The sequence below is a fragment of the Levilactobacillus koreensis JCM 16448 genome (assembly GCF_001435525.1).
In the GTDB taxonomy this organism is placed as follows: Bacteria; Bacillota; Bacilli; order Lactobacillales; family Lactobacillaceae; genus Levilactobacillus; species Levilactobacillus koreensis.
In genome coordinates this window covers 1-17,401 of the sequence record NZ_AZDP01000043.1, presented here as the reverse complement: position 1 = coordinate 17,401, position 17,401 = coordinate 1, and the positions used below count along the sequence as shown (strand labels likewise).

General features: G+C 49.0%; 16 protein-coding genes. 7 read left to right on the top strand and 9 right to left on the bottom strand.

The features are described from left to right. Positions 1-61: 61 nt before the first annotated feature. The 4 genes from FC99_RS03405 to FC99_RS13915 all read right to left on the bottom strand — a co-directional run bounded on the left by FC99_RS03405 (position 62) and on the right by FC99_RS13915 (position 3,579). Positions 62-1,252: a PIN/TRAM domain-containing protein gene (locus tag FC99_RS03405; RefSeq protein ID WP_048732460.1), complete on the bottom strand. Its 1,191-nt coding sequence runs from the start codon at positions 1,250-1,252 to the stop codon at positions 62-64. A gap of 28 nt (positions 1,253-1,280) precedes the next feature. After that, positions 1,281-2,657 carry a DNA repair protein RadA gene (radA, locus tag FC99_RS03400; RefSeq protein ID WP_156166881.1) on the bottom strand — a complete coding sequence of 459 codons (1,377 nt, stop codon included), beginning with the start codon at positions 2,655-2,657 and terminating at the stop codon, positions 1,281-1,283. A 92-nt stretch (positions 2,658-2,749) separates the two neighbouring features. Continuing rightward, positions 2,750-3,289: a dCTP deaminase/dUTPase family protein gene (locus FC99_RS03395; protein ID WP_048732462.1), complete on the bottom strand. Its 540-nt coding sequence runs from the start codon at positions 3,287-3,289 to the stop codon at positions 2,750-2,752. 134 nt (positions 3,290-3,423) lie between these two features. Then, positions 3,424-3,579 (bottom strand): hypothetical protein, encoded by a 156-nt coding sequence (locus FC99_RS13915; RefSeq protein ID WP_156166882.1) that lies wholly within the window; start codon positions 3,577-3,579, stop codon positions 3,424-3,426. Between the two features lie 412 nt (positions 3,580-3,991). Here FC99_RS13915 and FC99_RS03390 point away from each other — a divergent pair, with 412 nt between their 5' ends. Together FC99_RS03390 and rpiA are read left to right on the top strand one after the other, a co-directional pair. Beyond that, positions 3,992-4,333, top strand: coding sequence for a hypothetical protein (locus FC99_RS03390; protein WP_048732463.1), 342 nt, complete (start codon positions 3,992-3,994; stop codon positions 4,331-4,333). A gap of 5 nt (positions 4,334-4,338) precedes the next feature. Beyond that, a complete protein-coding gene (gene rpiA / locus FC99_RS03385) occupies positions 4,339-5,025 on the top strand; it encodes a ribose-5-phosphate isomerase RpiA (protein ID WP_048732464.1) in 687 nt (228 codons plus the stop codon). 174 nt (positions 5,026-5,199) lie between these two features. Here the strand turns inward: rpiA and FC99_RS03380 are convergent, their stop codons facing one another. The 5 genes from FC99_RS03380 to FC99_RS03360 form a co-directional block, all read right to left on the bottom strand. After that, positions 5,200-6,534, bottom strand: coding sequence for a C1 family peptidase (locus FC99_RS03380; protein ID WP_048732465.1), 1,335 nt, complete (start codon positions 6,532-6,534; stop codon positions 5,200-5,202). Positions 6,535-6,724: 190 nt separating this feature from the next. After that, positions 6,725-7,954 (bottom strand): serine hydrolase domain-containing protein, encoded by a 1,230-nt coding sequence (locus tag FC99_RS03375; RefSeq protein WP_048732467.1) that lies wholly within the window; start codon positions 7,952-7,954, stop codon positions 6,725-6,727. A gap of 175 nt (positions 7,955-8,129) precedes the next feature. Beyond that, a complete protein-coding gene (locus FC99_RS03370; protein WP_048732470.1) occupies positions 8,130-8,801 on the bottom strand; it encodes a 2,3-bisphosphoglycerate-dependent phosphoglycerate mutase in 672 nt (223 codons plus the stop codon). A gap of 657 nt (positions 8,802-9,458) precedes the next feature. After that, entirely contained in the window at positions 9,459-10,523 is a 1,065-nt protein-coding gene (locus FC99_RS03365; RefSeq protein WP_048732472.1) for a DMT family transporter, read from the bottom strand. A 39-nt stretch (positions 10,524-10,562) separates the two neighbouring features. Continuing rightward, on the bottom strand, positions 10,563-11,510 hold the full coding sequence (locus FC99_RS03360; protein ID WP_048732475.1) for an AEC family transporter: 948 nt from the start codon (positions 11,508-11,510) through the stop codon (positions 10,563-10,565). A 365-nt stretch (positions 11,511-11,875) separates the two neighbouring features. Between FC99_RS03360 and FC99_RS03355 the strand changes: the two genes are divergently transcribed. The 5 genes from FC99_RS03355 to FC99_RS03335 all read left to right on the top strand — a co-directional run bounded on the left by FC99_RS03355 (position 11,876) and on the right by FC99_RS03335 (position 17,118). Continuing rightward, positions 11,876-13,000 (top strand): LCP family glycopolymer transferase, encoded by a 1,125-nt coding sequence (locus FC99_RS03355; protein ID WP_048732477.1) that lies wholly within the window; start codon positions 11,876-11,878, stop codon positions 12,998-13,000. A 102-nt stretch (positions 13,001-13,102) separates the two neighbouring features. Beyond that, positions 13,103-13,630, top strand: coding sequence for a GNAT family N-acetyltransferase (locus FC99_RS03350; protein WP_048732479.1), 528 nt, complete (start codon positions 13,103-13,105; stop codon positions 13,628-13,630). Positions 13,631-13,677: 47 nt separating this feature from the next. Beyond that, positions 13,678-14,595 (top strand): metal ABC transporter solute-binding protein, encoded by a 918-nt coding sequence (locus FC99_RS03345; protein ID WP_048736250.1) that lies wholly within the window; start codon positions 13,678-13,680, stop codon positions 14,593-14,595. Between the two features lie 527 nt (positions 14,596-15,122). Then, complete coding sequence (locus tag FC99_RS03340) at positions 15,123-15,770, top strand: EAL domain-containing protein (protein WP_048732481.1); 648 nt, start codon at positions 15,123-15,125, stop codon at positions 15,768-15,770. Between the two features lie 217 nt (positions 15,771-15,987). Then, a complete protein-coding gene (locus FC99_RS03335) occupies positions 15,988-17,118 on the top strand; it encodes a GGDEF domain-containing protein (RefSeq protein ID WP_048732482.1) in 1,131 nt (376 codons plus the stop codon). The last annotated feature ends 283 nt before the right edge of the window (positions 17,119-17,401 follow it).

Sequence of the window (17,401 nt, the reverse complement as noted above, 5' to 3'; positions counted from 1 at the left end):
TCCTTCCCAGAAAACGGAAATTGGCGCCGCAACTCACCGCTACGGTACCAATTTTTGGCTCTTATCGAGAACGTTTCATGTTCTTGGAGCCGTTGCTTGTTTTGCCGGCACCGGATTTCCCGGCATTGGCTTGTTCTTCAATGTTCTTGCTGGAGTGCAAAGGCTTAGCGAAAATCATCCGCCCAGCATCCGTTTGAATTGCGCTGGTCACCACAACGTCGAGCTGCTTATTGATGAAGTAGCGACCGTCTTCAACGACGACCATCGTTCCATCATCCAAGTAAGCGACCCCTTGTTGCCGTTCAGTCCCGTTCTTAACCACCATGACGTGGAGGTTCTCACCCGGAATGACTCGCGGCTTCAAGGCGTTGGCCAACGAATTAATGTTCAACACCTGAACATTTTGGAACTGAATCACCTTATTCAGGTTATAGTCGTTGGTCACGATGACCCCACCGTTTTGCTTGGCGAGAGCAATCAACTTGCTATCGACCTCGGGGATATCCTCGAAGTCCCCTTCATACATTTCAATCGGCATGATGTGTTCATTTTGGAGTTTGTTTAAAATATCCAAGCCCCGCCGGCCCCGCACCCGCTTGATGGAGTCACTGGAATCCGCAATGTACTGCAGTTCGTACAGCACAAAGTTAGGAACTAACAATGTACCTTCCAGGAACCCGGTCTTCGCCAGGTCATAGATCCGACCATCAATTAAAATGTTGGTATCCAAAATCTTATAGTGATGAAAATTCGGTTCCGTTTGCTTATCCAAGACCTTCTTGTCAGCCTCTTCTTCGGTCTTTTTCGCCCGGGGTTGGAAAAGCTTCCGCCACTCCTCGGCCCGAATCTTGCTAAGCCGCGTTCCGCTGCGGAACCCAAAGTAACCAAACAAGATCATCAGGATTAGTGGAATCACGTTGCTGATGAAGAACGATGGCACCCGAAAAAGAAATTGCGAAATCAAAAGGGCTAACGCCAAGCCGACAATCGTTAGTAAACTGCCAAAAATCAAAGTCATTGGGTTTTGCTTGTTCAGGTAAGCCTCAATCTGATTGATCAATCGCATCAAGACTCCCGCAAAGAGCACACCCAAAATAAGGAAAATAATAGCACCAAGCAAGACATTTACAATTAGGTTGTTGACGAGGTGATTGGCGATTCCCATCACAAGCCACAGCCGTGACAGATACACAGCACCCATGATCCCACCTAAAATGGCAAATATGACTAAAATAACTGTCCGTTTACGCATAAATTCACCTCCCTTCAAAGCGCTCGAGTTAAACGCCCAGCGCCAATTTTAACGTCTGCCGTAACGTGGAAACGCCGATGACTTCAATGCCCTTCGGTGGGGTCCACCCCTGCAGATTATTCTTAGGAACAAAAATCCGTTTAAATCCGAGCTTCTTGGCTTCGCCGACCCGTTGTTCGATTCGGTTGACCCGACGAATTTCACCGGTCAAACCGACTTCACCCACGAAACCATCCGTGGCGGCAGTCGCCGTGTCACGGTAACTAGAAGCAATACTCATGGCGATGGCCAAATCAATGGCCGGTTCGTCGAGTTTGACCCCACCAGCCGCCTTTAAAAAGGCATCCTGATTCTGAAGCATCAGGTTGGCCCGCTTTTCCAGTACGGCCATCAGCAGTGAGACCCGGTTGCGATCCAACCCACTTGAAGTCCGCTGCGCGTTACCAAAGACCGATGGCGTAATCAACGCCTGAACTTCAACCAGAATGGGCCGCGTCCCTTCCATGGAGACCACAATGGATGACCCGGTGGCGTCCTTGAGCCGTTCTTCCAGGAACATTTCAGATGGGTTGGCCACCTCATAAAGGCCGCCGTCTCGCATCTCAAAGATTCCTAGTTCATTAGTCGAGCCAAACCGGTTCTTCACTGCCCGCAAGATGCGGTAGCTGTAGTGCATGTCACCCTCGAAGTACAAGACCGTATCCACCATGTGCTCCAGGATCTTAGGCCCAGCGATGGCGCCCCCCTTGGTCACATGACCCACAACAAAGATCGTGATGCCGTTGGTCTTCGCAATCTGCATCAGTTCGCCGGTGACTGCCCGAATCTGAGAAACGGACCCAATGGCGGATTCAATGCCGGGCGCCTGCATGGTTTGTACGGAGTCGATCACCACATAGTCTGGCTGCATCTCTTCGATATTTGCCCGAATGCTGGCCATGTCGGTCTCTGGATAGAGGTAAAGATGATCACTGTTAACCACTAGCCGGTCCGCGCGCATCTTGATCTGCGAGGCACTTTCCTCACCAGAAACGTACAGGACCTTACCCCCAGTCTGGCTGAGTTGGCCGGAAACTTGGAGAAGCAATGTGGATTTCCCGATACCGGGATCCCCACCAATCAGGATCAGTGAGCCAGGAACGATTCCCCCACCCAAGACCCGGTTGAGCTCTTCCATCTGCGTCTTCACGCGCGATTCGGTCGAATGCTTGATCTCACTCATCAGCTGTGGCTTAGAGTGTTCACCAGCAGGGGTGACTCGCGTTGATTGCGGCTTGGCCGACTCCGGAACGACGACCTCTTCGACCATCGTATTCCATTCGCCACAGTTCGGGCAACGGCCCAAGTAACGTGGCGAACTATAATCACAATTTTGACAAACAAAGTTCGTTTTCTGCTTAGCCACGTGCATTCCCCTTATCTCTTAATTTCAGTACCTTTATTCTAGCATACCACGGGTGGTTTCCCCCACTAGTCTGTTGGGATATTCCAAAAAATTTAGTTTCTGTCGGATGAGCCAAACCCACCGGTCCGTCGCTGTTCTGGAATCTGTTCGCCATCGGCTAGCAGGTAAGGCATGAACAACCCTTGGGCAATTCGCTGACCCTTTTTGATCACCACGTCTTGCAGGCCAACATTCACGAGTTGAACGAAGATCTCACCTTCGTTTTTTTCATTATTATAGTAATCGGCGTCAATAATTCCGACCCCATTTGGCAAAATTAAATGATGCTTCAGCGGATTACTCGACCGGTTGGCCAACATCAGGACCTCGCCCGGCCGCATGTAAGCCTTGATCCCCGTGGGCACCAACCAGGGCGTCAAATCATGGTTGCCGGCAGTCAATTCGGCCGTCGTTAACTGTTCTCTGTGCCGTAATGGCTTGAACGCGTGCAAAAGATCATGCCGCCAAATAGACGGTAACGTGAAGTCCTCGGCACACTCGAAGTCATACCCGGCAGCCTGTTGGGTGGTCCGATAAGGCAATTTGATTCCCTTATCCGCATATTTACTAACGATTTCAAATCCCCGTTGCATAATTAAACACTCCCTCATCAATTCTTATGTAGCAACTTACTCTGTTACTAGGATAAGCAAGATACGACCAGATTACCAGCAAAAGCGTGTTCCCCTACCGAAGTTTCTTTGAATTTAACTAAACTGATGTAAAATTACCGCACTGCGGCTAACAGAAATTCCACCTGCTGTGGGGACGCTTCAGCCAAAGAACGGGTTTCTCGCCCGATTTGCAGCCACGCAAAACGCGTGCCTTCAAAGTCGCCCATTGTGTAAGCTAGCAGCAACACAATCTTCACGGCCGGCTCCATCCCTGTCCTCCTCCGGCGCAGATCGTACTTTTCAATTATAACGACAGAAATCATAACCATCTTGCACAATCTGATTAATCACCAATGCCACTTTGATTCTCAGCTTATATTGCCATGTAAGCCGAGAGGTCGGCAGATATGAGCCCAGGCGCGTCGTTTTGCTTAGTCAACGGTGAATTTTCCGTTGGCTTAGCAAAAGACCAAGCTTGAAGACTCGTGATTTTCGAGACTTCAAGTTGTGTCCGCACCGTTCCGGCTCATATCTGCCGGCCGGTAAGGCGATGAAACCACCAAACTGTCCTTTACAAAAGTAGTCTGGCTAAGAACATCGGCTTTCGAGAAAAGGAGTTGACAAGCGGCGTGCGATAGACCAGAATCTAAGGTGTAACTGGTCACGAAAGGAGTAACCGCCATGACGATCACGGAACAACCGGGCCAACTGACCATTACTCAAGATGAGCAGTTGCTGGCAAGCCTGCATTACTTGCGTTTAAGCGCAACCAGCTGGGTTCTTGAGCAGATTTTTGTGCGCCCATCTCAGCCCGCAGCCGAACGTGCCGCAGACTTGATAAAACGTTTTACGGAACTGGCTACTGCCGCAAACGTTACCGTTAAGGTGCTCGATCCGTACGCCAAACGATACTTCATGCAACACCCGGCCCCAGATCTCTTAGCTGCGCATCAACTGCCAGTTAGCGGTGCGGCGGCCGTTCAACCAGTTGCCTTACACATCAACCATTCAGAAGAGGAGTAGTGATAATGGATCAAAACGCATTAAAGGCCCTCGTTGGCCAAGAAGCCGTCAAGTACGTTGAAGACGGGATGATTTTAGGAATCGGTACTGGGTCGACTGTTCGTTACATGATCGACGCACTCGGAGAACGGGTCAAAAACGAAGGCCTCAGCATTGTGGGGGTCGCTACTTCCGACCGTTCTGCCAAGCAAGCCCGCGACTTGGGCATTACCATTAAGCAATTGGACGAAGTTGACCACCTCGATTTAACCATCGACGGTGCCGATGAAGTCGACGACAATTTCCAAGGCATCAAGGGTGGCGGTGGCGCTCACCTCTGGGAAAAGATTGTAGCCATCAACTCCAAGAAGAACCTCTGGATCGTTGATGAAAGCAAGCTGGTCCATCATTTGGGCAAGTTCCCCTTACCACTGGAAGTCATTCCTTTTGGTTCCTCACATGTCTTAGAAAAATTGGACAAGATGGGCTTCAAGCCAGCCTTCCGGATGAAGGAAGACGGCACGCACGTCTTGACCGACTCTAAAAACTACATTATCGACCTGCACCTAGGTCGCATCGACCATCCCCACGAATTAGCCAACACATTGAATGGCGTCGTGGGTGTCGTGGAACATGGTCTGTTCTTGGACACCGTTAACACAGTTATCGTTGGTCGTCAAAACGGACCTGAAGTGTTGAACGCCCGCGATTAATCCTGAAATTTAAAAGTTAGTTAACCTAAAAAGCATGATCTCACCGACCCCAATCGGGTCATTGAGATCATGCTTTTTTCAATCCACAATCTAACTAACCCATTAGCTGGATGCCTGACAACCAAAAAATCTTACCGACCGTTTTTTCGCAGCCAGTAAGATTTTTTATCGTTATTAAGCTAAGGCACCCATTGGATCCCAAGGGGCCAAAACAGTTGGTTCTTCGGTTTCTTGGATCTGCTTTAAGTTGTCAGGCAAGAATTGCTTGTTCACAACAACTTGGTAGCAGTATTCGTCCATCCAAGCGTCGCTCATCACGAAGTAACCCTTCGTGCCGACCTTTTCACCCCAAGAGTTTTCAACTTTCCACTTGGTAGGTTGACCGTCGACTAAATCGACACCGGTCAAAACCATGGCGTGGGTCATCATGCTTTCCCCGTAGTCCAGGCGTTCTGCCTTGGTCGTGGAGAAGTCGATGTTGAAGAGGGCATCCTTGTCGTAGAACTTGGTGTCCATGATCCCCTTTTGCCGTTCTGAGGATTGACCAACATCACAACCGAACCAAACGGATTGGCCAGCTTGTAATTGCTTGATGGCTAATTGCTTGAAATCTTTCATCGTCACGTTCAAATGCTTCACTTGACGGCCGTTGACCACGTTACCCAGCATTTCGACCGTGTAGGTGTGGTTGTATGGCTTGTCAGCAGTTGGTGCGTTGATGATGGAAACGTAGTCGGTCAAGTCCCAGTCGACGTACTTGTCGAAGAATGACTTTGGCGTTAAGCCCTTGTCGATGTGGTAGTTCTTGTCATCGTCGCGGTATTCAAAGTCAAATTCACTGACGGGTTGGCCTAATGAGAAGCTCAGTAAGCGGTAAACTTCACCGAGCATCTTGTCCTTGGCAGCAGCGATGTCAGCGTCACTAGCCTTGTCGGCAACCAATTTCCGTAACGTAACAGCATCCTTACGTAACTTCAAGTTCAACGTACTGTTCAGTTCGCTAGACTTTGAGCTGTTATAAGTTTCCGGCATGACGGACTTAGGAACGATCCCGTACTTCTGGATGATGGCGCACAACATGTCCCATTGACCACCATCTTGTTGAGGGGTTGCCATTAAGAAGGCTACCTTTCGGCTCGACGTTGGTTGGTCAGCGGTGGCCAGCACGTTTTCGTAGAAGTAGTTGGCTTTTTCAAATTTGTCCCAGAAGTTAGTATAGTTTTGAGACAATTCAAAGTCGCTTAAATTAAAGAGATCTGCTAAGTGATGACGCATCGTGTTCAATGCGGCAAACATCCAGCAACGACCACTTTGCTTTTGGTTCGCAACTTTCCCGGTGTCCAAATCAATGGAGAAGACGGGAGTCATGTCGGTTTCAGAAGCGTAATCGGCAGAGGTTGCTAAGATTCCTTGATGACTGACGGCGCGTTCTAAGACCTTCGCGGTGGGGTCAGTAGCTAATGCTTGTTGATAACGGGCGGTTTGATCCGCCGTGATTTCTTTACTCAATGACGTCACTCTCCTAACTATTCTCTCATTGTACCCCAATCTTCTCATTTTTTGTATAGGTTTCAGAAAACTGACGAAATTTTCGTGCTGTTCCGTCACTTTTCTTAGAAACGTTCTCCCCACCCGGTCGCATAATTCGTTAACAACGCAAAAAGCGATCAGAGACATCGCATCCCCAACCGCTCATCGTTTATTTTAATTGTGGTGCTACCAACACATGTCTAAACGTCGAAATAGCTAAATCCTCCGTCGACCAATCCGGCCACATGGACTTCTTGTAGAAGTTGTTCGACAGGAAGATGACGCCAGTCTTACCATCGCGACTCATGACGAAGGTGCCCTCGTAGAAATCACCGACACCGTGACCGTAATAGCCGATACGGTCGAGATGATACATTCCGCCAGCGTAGTAGGCATTCTTGTTGGCGGCCTCATGTAAGACGTTGGCCCCCGCCTTGGACGTAAGCAACTTGCCCTGAATGATGGCGCGTTCGGCGCGGAACATGTCACCCGTGCTCATCGTCACGTTTCCCGTCGCAATTTGGGCTTCCATGTCCCGCATCGACGGTAACTTCGGCGTTGAAAAATCACCTGGTGTCGTGCCGCTATAGCCAACCGTCATGCCCTTGGTCTTTGACCGTAGCTGAGCAAAACTCGTGTGATTCAAGTTCAGCGGTGTCACTAATCGTTGATAAAACAACTTGTAATACGACTCGTGCGTCACCTGATGTAAGATTCCCGCCAGTAAGACGTAGCTAATGGGTTGGTAGTCAAATGTATTAATTCGTTTAGGATTGATCTTTGCCGTTTGCTCAGCGTACTTATAAACCCCGGCTTCATTTAACGTCGTTGTCGGTGCCATCTCACCGGTCAGGCCGGCCTCCATGTTCAACATCTGCCGTAACGTGACTCGCCCGCTATGTTGAATACTAGGATAATACTGACTCAATCGATCCGTCAGCTGTAACTTGCCTTCCTGAACGGCCTGCATGACCAGCATCCCGGTCAGTGATTTCTGTAGCGAGTTGATTAGGAACTGCGACGTGACCTTGTTGGCACGCTTCTTTTTAGCGTTGGCCTTCCCAAATGACCGTTGATAGACCACGTGATTGTTCTTGACGACCAGCGCCGACCCAGAAAACTTCTTCGCCTTTAATTCCCGCGTCAGCTTCTTCGTAAATTGTGGTGCTACCATCACTTGTTTCTTATCAAAACTAGTTTTCCGATGCGTCCGTTGTTGGCGACTCTTCAACGCATCATAAGCAATTTCCTGTTTCGTTTGCTTGGCGTTGGCTTTATTGGCTTTGGTGACCTCTTGTTCATCCTTAGCGTCAATAGAATGCATGCCATAGACCACGCCGCCAATCCCCAAGATGACGGCCAAAAGCACGGCCCAATGCCCCAAATTTCTAGTATTCAATTTTCTCGCTCCCCCATAGTGTTTCCCACTAGCTTTAACCTGATTATACAAAAAGGCCGGTTAAAAACAATCTTTTATCCCCAATTGCCCTAACCGACTTAAATATCTTATTATTTTGTTAACCTCTGGTGCGTGAAATTCTGAATGATTTAGCAGGAAGATTGCGGGTCAGCCCTTACAAAACTGTTTTCTTTAACACGTTCAACCGATCATCGAAGTCGTACTGAATGGGCTCGCCGTTGGCCACTTCAACCTGACTGATGTCAGCATCCGCCACTTGGTCAAGATACTTGATCAGTGCTCGCAACGTACTGCCGTGGGCAACAATCAGTTGATTATCACCATTGAGCAAGCGCGGCGCCACCTGGTCTTCCCAATAGGGCATCAAGCGGTGATAGGCCATTTCAAGACTCTCCCCGCGGGGTTCAACGTGCGGACCGAATTGATCATAGCGCCGGTCCTGTGTCACGTGATCCAGTAAGGGCGGCACGGTCTCAAAGCTCCGCCGCCAAATTTTGACTTGACGCTCGCCAACTTCCGCTTGAACGGCTGCTTTATTCTTCCCACGCAATGCACCGTAATGCCGTTCGTTTAGCCGCCAAGACTTGTACTCCGGAATGTACAACTGATCGATGGCCTCCAAGACAATATCGGACGTCACGATAGCCCGTTGTAGCATCGACGTGTGGAGCGCTGCAAACTGAATTCCCGTCTCCGCGACCAGCTTTCCAGCGGCGACCGCCTGTCCACGCCCCTTTGCCGTCAGGGGAACATCACTCCACCCTGTAAAAATATTGTCCCGGTTGGCGACACTCTCTCCGTGCCGTAAAATGACCAGCGTTGCCATTGACCATGCTCCCTTTCTCTCATCAATTCTCACCAACAATGATACCATAGCTTTTGCGTGTGGCCTTGAAATTTGTGTGCTCTTTCACTAGATTGTCACTGTGTTATAAGCATTCCGCACTGCGGCTGCCAGGGATTTCACCTGCTGCGAGGACGCTTCGAACTGAGAAACGGTCCTCTCGCTCGCTTTTAAGCCGTGAAGAGCACACGTCTTAAAAGTCCCAGACCCGTTGTGCGCTCCGAACGTATATTGCTAAAACGTGCGCCAAAAGGCAGTCAACTCCGCTTAACCCCGATAGACAAACAATCCAAAACCGGGATTATTCGTCTATCGACGTTAATGCTCATTGACTAACCGCCTTTCGTCCCACTCTCATTTCCACGGCTGGCTACATCCCTGGCCGCCCCCGGCTCTGATTGATCATTGTCATGCTACTGTTCTTCACACACAAGATTACTATTACTGCCCAGCATATAATCGACCACTATAGTTACTATCGTCGTTACTGCCAACATAACCCCAGTCCCACCAGAAATGGGTTGAGATATTACTGGCATAACTAAATTTCACGCGACAGTCATCGTTAACTCCAGCCCTAACCAAGTAAAAAGCGTCATCGACCGCAGCTTTCGCCTCAGTCCACAACGCTCACTTAATTTATTCGTTTAAATCCGTCGATGACGACTCCGTGTGGCGCGCCGCTAATTTAGCAGCAGCCTGTTGGGCAACGGAAACTGGTGCATCGTCGTCTTGAAAATCGCTGGCATCTTCCTCTGCCAATGCAGATTCCCGTGCCTTGACGCGGTTCCCCATGAAGGTAATGACCGACCCCATCAGGATAATAACGATTCCGATAATGGTCGTCGTCAAGATCCGTTCGTGAATCAGTAACGCCGCTAAGATAGGTGCTAACCCCGGCTTGATAAAGAACACCAGAGAAGCCGTGGAGACGTCGGAACGTTCCATCGCCAAGAAATAAAAGGCAAACCCACCACCGGTCACGCAGACCCCGATGAAGAAGAGAATCCAGAAGTATTGTAGGCTCACATTTTTCAGAATCGGCATGGCCGCAAACTGCCGCAACCAGCTCACCTGACGCATCCCACCAGCAACGGCTGGTACGTGCGTTAACAGCATGATAACTAACAGTTCAAATGACCCAGCCAAAAAGGTAAAGCAGGTCATCACAATACCGTTGAAGTGGTGACGCACTGACCCCCACCGAGACACAATGCTGTAGAGTCCAAACGTCAATGCGGACCCAATGGCTAACACTAAGCCCACCGGATTCGTTAAGTGGGCGGGGTTCACAATGACCACCAACCCAATGATCGACACGATAACGGCAATCAAGTTAGCTCGCCCTAACCGTTCGTGTAAGATAAAGTAAGAAAAAATCAGTGCAAAGACGGGGTTACAACTGAACAAAACAGCCACCGTTGAAGCTTCATCAACGGTAATGGCCAGCTGATACAACGTCATACTGATAATGACACAAACCAATCCGGTCAAGAAGAACAACGCCCAATCGGAACGCGTTAACCGGTGGCTTTGCTTATGTAAGGCTCGGAGCGCGATTGGGAGCAAGATAATGCCCCCGATAAAGAAACGGATCAAGTTCAACTGAATCGGGTTAAACGCCCCACCAGCGGACTTCAATGCAATTTCCATAGAACTAAACATTAACGTTGAAAACGCGATGTACAACATTGTTTTTCTCAAAACGAAAAAGTGTTCCTCCTTATAAGTAAACGATCATAGTTAGGCAACGTGCTGGACGATGACCATCAAAATCGGAATCACCACTAAACTTAGGAGGGTCGTTTCGGTTACCATGATGGCCGCGTAATCGGCATCGGCGTGGTAAAGTTTCGCCACGACCGGTGCGTTAGTCATTACGGGCATCGCTGCTTGCAAAATAAAAACTTGTTTCATAATTAATGGCATCCCCGTTGGAATCACCAACAGTCCCATCAACACGGGCGCTACAATGAAGCGTCCCAAGAGGATTCCGAGACTGTCGCGGTTGAGGTGGACATTTTGCAGTCCCGCCCCGGCAATCGCCGTCCCAATAAAGATCATGGACAACGGAATCGTCAATCCACCGACATACTGAAAGTCCTTCATGATCCAACTCGGTAGCTGAATATTCAGCAGTACTAAGAGGACCCCCACGATGAACCCCAACAATGGCGGCGAAAAGATTTTCTTCAGCGTCTCTTTCAGGTCGAACTTTGCGCCCCCCTGGCCGTCCCGTTGAATCAGGTAAACTCCCAACGTCCAGAAAAAGGTCGTGTTGGCCATGTAGTAGACCAGCACGAATGGGAGACTCTTTGGCCCAAACAAGGCCTCATTGACTGGTAGGCCCACAAAGACCGTGTTGGAATTTAAAAACATCGACTCGAATAGTCCACGATGTCCCGGTTTAATCCGGAAAAGGTGAAAGGCCACAATTGATAGGCCAAACATGATCAGCATGGAGACTACTGGAAATCGGAGATCCGGTAGCGTCCGTTTCAGCGTTTCCGCCGAAAATTTGGCGGTAATGGTACTGATCATGTACGCGGGCAGGGCAATCTGTGTCACCAAACGCGCAATTAACTTCGGCGCTTGGTCGTCAAACCAGCCGCGGCGGGACAAAACGTATCCCAGCGCAATCATGACTAAGATAATTAAGACACCAGACACACTTCGGATAAATATAGCCATCCGCGACCCTCCCCACGAATCGTAACAAAAAATTAGATTTTCTTAAGCAACTCTTCGTATTATAGCATAAGACGGCGGCTACGCCCTTTAGCAAGCGTTTACAGTTACCGAATTAACACCGTTTAAGTTGACTTGACAACTTAATATTTCCCATGAAATCTGGTATAATTCTCGCTAGTTGGGGCCTAAAGTGCCCGGGCGTCCGTTTACGCGCGCCGAATTTTATGGTCTAATTAGTAAATTGAATCAACAGATGAGATTCCAGGGGAATTTAAAATCTGGTAAAAGTCACTAGGTCGTCACCCAGACTGGTCACCTGCATGGCTTATAATGGGTTAAAGATTTTAACGAGGATGAGGAATAATATGCCAAAAGATAATGGAAGCAAACGGCAACGGTCGCCTGAGGACTTCGAACAAGTCTTCGACCGTCGTGCCGATCAACACTCACACTACAAAGCACCCACCGTTCACCCCCACCGGCCGGTCATGTGGACGATCATCATCGCCCTCATGATTCTCCTGACCGGGGGACTGGCGTACGGTCATCAAGCTTGGATGTCCGCCAAGAAGACATTTAGCGCGACTTACCAATCTTCAAACATTGCGAAGAGCCGGAACGTTTCTTCCGTGCTTAAGAAGAACAAACCGTTCTCGATTCTTCTTCTGGGAACGGATACCGGTGCGTTGGGGCGTTCCGATGTCGGCCGAACAGACACCATTATGGTTGCGACCATCAATCCGCAGAAGAAGACGGCTTACCTGACCAGTATTCCGCGGGATACACGAGTCACCGTCGGCTCTGGCGTCAATTCGTCAATTCAAAAAATCAACGCCGCCTACACGATTGGTGGAGCCAGCACGGCGGTCAAGACCGTTGAGAATCTGCTGGATATTCCCATCGACTTCTACGCCATTATCAACATGGGTGGCCTAGAAAAGATGGTCGATTCGGTCGGCGGGGTCGATGTCGTGCCACCGTTGACGTTTAAGTATAAGTCCGCTGACGTTCAAAAAGGGGTCAAGATTCATTTGAACGGAAACCAGGCCCTCTCCTATTCCCGGATGCGTTACGACGATCCCAAGGGAGACTATGGCCGGCAAAAGCGGCAACGACAAGTCTTACAAAAACTCGTCGTTAAGGCGGCAGGGTTGTCATCCATCACGCGTTACCAAACCATTCTAAAGTCACTGAACGGCAACTTAATGACCGACCTGACCTTTGATGACCTGATGCAGATTCGGGCCAAGTACGGTGACGCCTCGCACCACATCAGCTCCGAAACGCTTCAAGGGCAAGATGCGATGATCGACGGCCTTTCCTACCAAGTGCCGACGACGACCGAACTCAAGAAAATCTCCAATCACATCCGCAGGACGCTGGACTTAGCCGACACGACAAAGTTCACGACGGATGCTGACACGTCCACGACCGGTGCCAATAGCAACGGGAACGGGACAAACGATAACAACAATAATAATGGTGGCTAGTTTTGGGACCGATGTTGTTGCTAGAGCAGGCATGACTGGTATTTTGGAACTTTCAACCTTTAGCTCATACTCAATTGACTAACAAGAAAGGAGCTACCCCCTATGACTGCCCTACTCTTCCCAGTTACCCCTGCAGAACACCCCCAGTTGCAGGCGCTGTACGCCGAAATCAAACCGTACTTTGCGACTATCGAAGGACGCGACCCACTGTCACCATTTGCCGACATTTCTGCTAAGATTCCCGGAATCCCGGTCGAAAAGACCCACTGCCTCGGGATTCACGTCGCCAATCAGGTGGTCGGCTATGTCTGGGTCTTTGAAGAGACGCCGACCAATCTATACATCTTACACCTGTCCATTGGTCAGCAATTTAGACGCCAACATCTAGGACAAGCGACCATTGACGCCCTCGCCACCCGTTATCCCCAAATGGAGACCTTCACCCTGATGGTCTCCACCCAAAACTATCCGGGACTCAAATTCTGGTTGGCCGTTGGCTTTGAGCACTTATGCTACGTTGAGGCGCCAGACGAAAATGCCGTGACCAGTGCCGTGGAGCTGGAATTACGAAAGCAACTGCCATCCCCCCCAATTAAAATTACACTTGCCAAACGGGAAGATGTTCTGTAGTATCTAAATAGTAATAATTACTATTTAGAGGAGAGAGTTCTTTGTTAATTAAACTGAAACACCTTATCCTAACCGCCATTTTAGTTGTCACCGCGGGAAGCCTCGCAGCGTGTTCTGCCACTAAACACCAGTCGGCCCCTAAAATTTCCGCTAGTAAGCCAATTCACGTCGTCGCCAGCCTCGACTTTTATGGGGAAGTTGCCCAAGCCGTTCTTGGGAACCACGGGACGGTAACCACCATCATTAAGAGTGCCAGCGTCGACCCCCACGACTTCGAACCGACACCCAAGGACGCCGCTCTGGTGTCCCACGCCAACTTTATTCTGGCTAACGGGATCGGTTACGACGCCTGGATGCAGAAATTAGTCAAAAGTAACGCCAGCAAGCAGACGACTAGCATTCGGGTGGGTGAGGATGTCATGGGGAAACAGGCCGGTGACAACGAGCACATCTGGTACGATCCGGAAACCATGTCACGGGTCGCCACCACGCTGGCCCAAAAATTTGGTCAGCAGGCCCCTAAATACAAGCAGACTTATCGCCGCAATGCTACAGCCTATATCAAATCGCTTGCGCCCCTCCAGAACCAGTTGAAGGAACTCAAGCAAAACAGTAACCAGCGCGCGGTCGATGTCAGCGAACCCGTCTTCGACTACGCCCTCACTGCCCTGGGCTATCGTCGCAACAACACTAGCTTTGAAATGGCCATTGAGAACGGAACGGACCCATCGCCAAAATCAATCACGGCCATGCAGCGCGATATCAAGGAACACCGCATCGCCTTCTTCGTGAATAACAGCCAGGCCAGCAGCAAGACAGTCACCACGATGGTTGCACTAGCCAAAAAGCATCACGTTCCGGTTCTCAACGTGACGGAGACCCTCCCGGCCGGAAAAAACTATCGAACTTGGATGACCAGTCAATATAATCAGCTGGCTAAGATTCAGAGCAAAACGACCGATTAGCCGTTAAGAGTTCCCAAATACCAGTCATTTAGCGACTATCGTGGTGCCCACACCGAAACTGCTGGCGGTCAGAGTGCACCCACTGAATTGACCTTTTCAACTTGCAAACGACTATGTAAAAAATGGGCCTGGGACAAAAGTCTCGGGCCTTTCTTACGCGCCAAGTCCATGGACGAGGGGCGTCAACAGACAGTCAACGCCGCTTAGCCCCGATGGACAAGCAATTCCAAATCGAGATTATTCGTCCCTCAACGTTAGTGTTCATTGGTTAATCGCCTCTCCCCACTCTTTTTTGATTGACAAGACTAGGGTTGGCCTGGTAATATCATGTCCACACTTATCAGTTAGTATGGGCATTCAGGGTCATTCGTTAAAATGACGAACAAAACAAACTATCGTTACCCTAATCTAGTTGCATCTCGACTAGCTGACCACATTAAACGATATATGACGTTGCGCTTTTAAAGTTTTGCGCTAAAATAGGATGTAATCAGATGATTAACAAAATTTTTAAGGAGTCGACCGGTATGTATCGTTTCTTTGTTCAGCCACAAATCAACCAAGATGATCATCAAGTTTTTGGCTACGAAGTACTTCTGCGTAAACAGCAGAATGATACGTGGGTCTTGCCGAAAAACTTCACCGAAATTTCGGTTGAGGAACAGGCAAAACTCCTAGAACAGACGGCGACCTCGTTGCACACGGCGGTCACCAATCAAGTTTTGGCTTTTAACTTGAATAATCAACAGTTACGTGACCCCCTCACCTTGGGGGCCATCATCGCCTTAAAGAAGCGGATGAATCCGGCAGCTCTGACCATTGAGCTCACCGAAGCCCCTACACTTGAAGAGGTGAAAGGTTTTAGCATCGCCCTTCATCAGTATGGTATCGGCTTAGTTCTCGATGATGTCGGCACGGGATCGAACACGTACAACAACATTGTTCACCTCTTACCGTTCGTCGATCAGATTAAATTCGCCATGCAGAATCTCCGCATGAATGGCGACGCCGACAAGATTCCAACCAGTCTGGCCTTTTGGGCGAAGATTGCTCATGAGTATCGTCTACAGCTCATCCTTGAAGGTGTTGAGGATAGTCATGATCAAGCTCTCGCCAAGCAATTTGGCGTGACACTGCACCAAGGCTATTTGTACGGCAAACCAAGCTTAGTGTAAAGTAGCGGGTCAGTTCAGCTGTCAGTTGGACTGACCCCTCTTTTTCTAAACTCAGCAAGATTTAATGACTTTTTTTCATTTTATGAGTTAACATATAATTGTGGTATTAATTAATATAATTTACTTACGGAGTGCAACTATCTTTTGTTTCGCCGTACTTTAACGACTCGTCACATTAGTTCACCCCATAAGCAATTGGATTGGAAGGCGTTAAACAATGACTTGGTCTCACTGGTTTGTTACCCCTGCTTTCACGAGCCTGTTCTTTCTTCTCGGCGTTTTAACGCTCTACTGGTTTATTACGAATCAGATTATCCACGCGATGAAGAAAAAGGGAAAGCACCCAAATATCGAACAGGTCCGCGCAAATGTCGGGGTCGTCTACATGATTTTAATGGTGGTCGCGGTTCAAATTACCGTTCACGGTACCAACAACAGTTGGGTCTTCTCAAACTTTTTAATCTTTGCGATGGCCTTTGTCAGTTACTTCTTAATGCTCGAAATTCGGTTTTGGCAACTGCTATCAGGAATTCTGATCTTCATGACCGTTAACGGCACCATTTTCTTCTCCCTTTCGTGGGCTTACGCCGTCATCTACCTTGGCTTCTTCTACACGATGAAGTTCGTCCGCCAACATCGAAATACCGGTTGGTTGGCCTACGTTGACTACACGCTGGCCACGCTACTCTTCTCCACGGCCCTGTGGATCTTGGTTGGGTTTCGCTTTGACCTGCCCATCTGGACACTGGTCTGGGAAATTCTCTTCAGTTACTTCCTATTGACCATCATGTACATCTACGTCAATTCCCTCATGTCCGGCGCCAACACGCTAGCTGAGCTGACCTACACGACGAACTATGACGAATTGACGCACGTTAAAAATTATTTTGCCTTTAAAAATGAATTCAGTAGTGCCTTCGACCGCGCAAAGCTTAAGAGCCAACCGTTGACCTTAATGTTATTTGATATCGATCACTTTAAACACGTCAATGACACGTACGGTCACTTGACCGGCGATTACGTCTTGAGTCACGTTGCCCAGTTGATTGCGACGCAGTTAAAGGCGATTGATCCTGCTCTAGTGCTTTACCGCACCGGGGGGGAAGAGTTCACGATCCTCTTCAGCAACTACACGGCAGATCAGGCCCGCGAACACGTAGCGGCCATCGCTAACAACGTGCGGGACGCCGAATTCCATCACAATGACAATGACATCGACATCAGCATTTCCGTTGGGGTCACCCAGATGCAGGGCAACGACGAGGGTCAGGTCGATATTTATAAACGGGCGGATCAGAACCTGTACTACTCCAAACGTCATGGCCGCGATCAGGTCACGTTTAGCTAATCTCATCCCCCTTGTTCGCAGAAGGGTCTGGGGCAAAAGTCCCCAGATCCTTTTTGCGCTTCGAACGTATATGCGACAAAAGACGGTCAACTCCACTTACCCCCGTTCTCTAGTCGTTTACTTTCAAGTCAGATCACTTTTACCAAATATTTAGTACCCACTTCACCTTTTAAGAGTTAATATATAATTAGTGAATTAATTAATACGTTTTACTTATTAAAACAAAATAACCCGGATTATTCATTAACAAGATTTCTTACCAAAATAGGTAGGTCCGAATCGA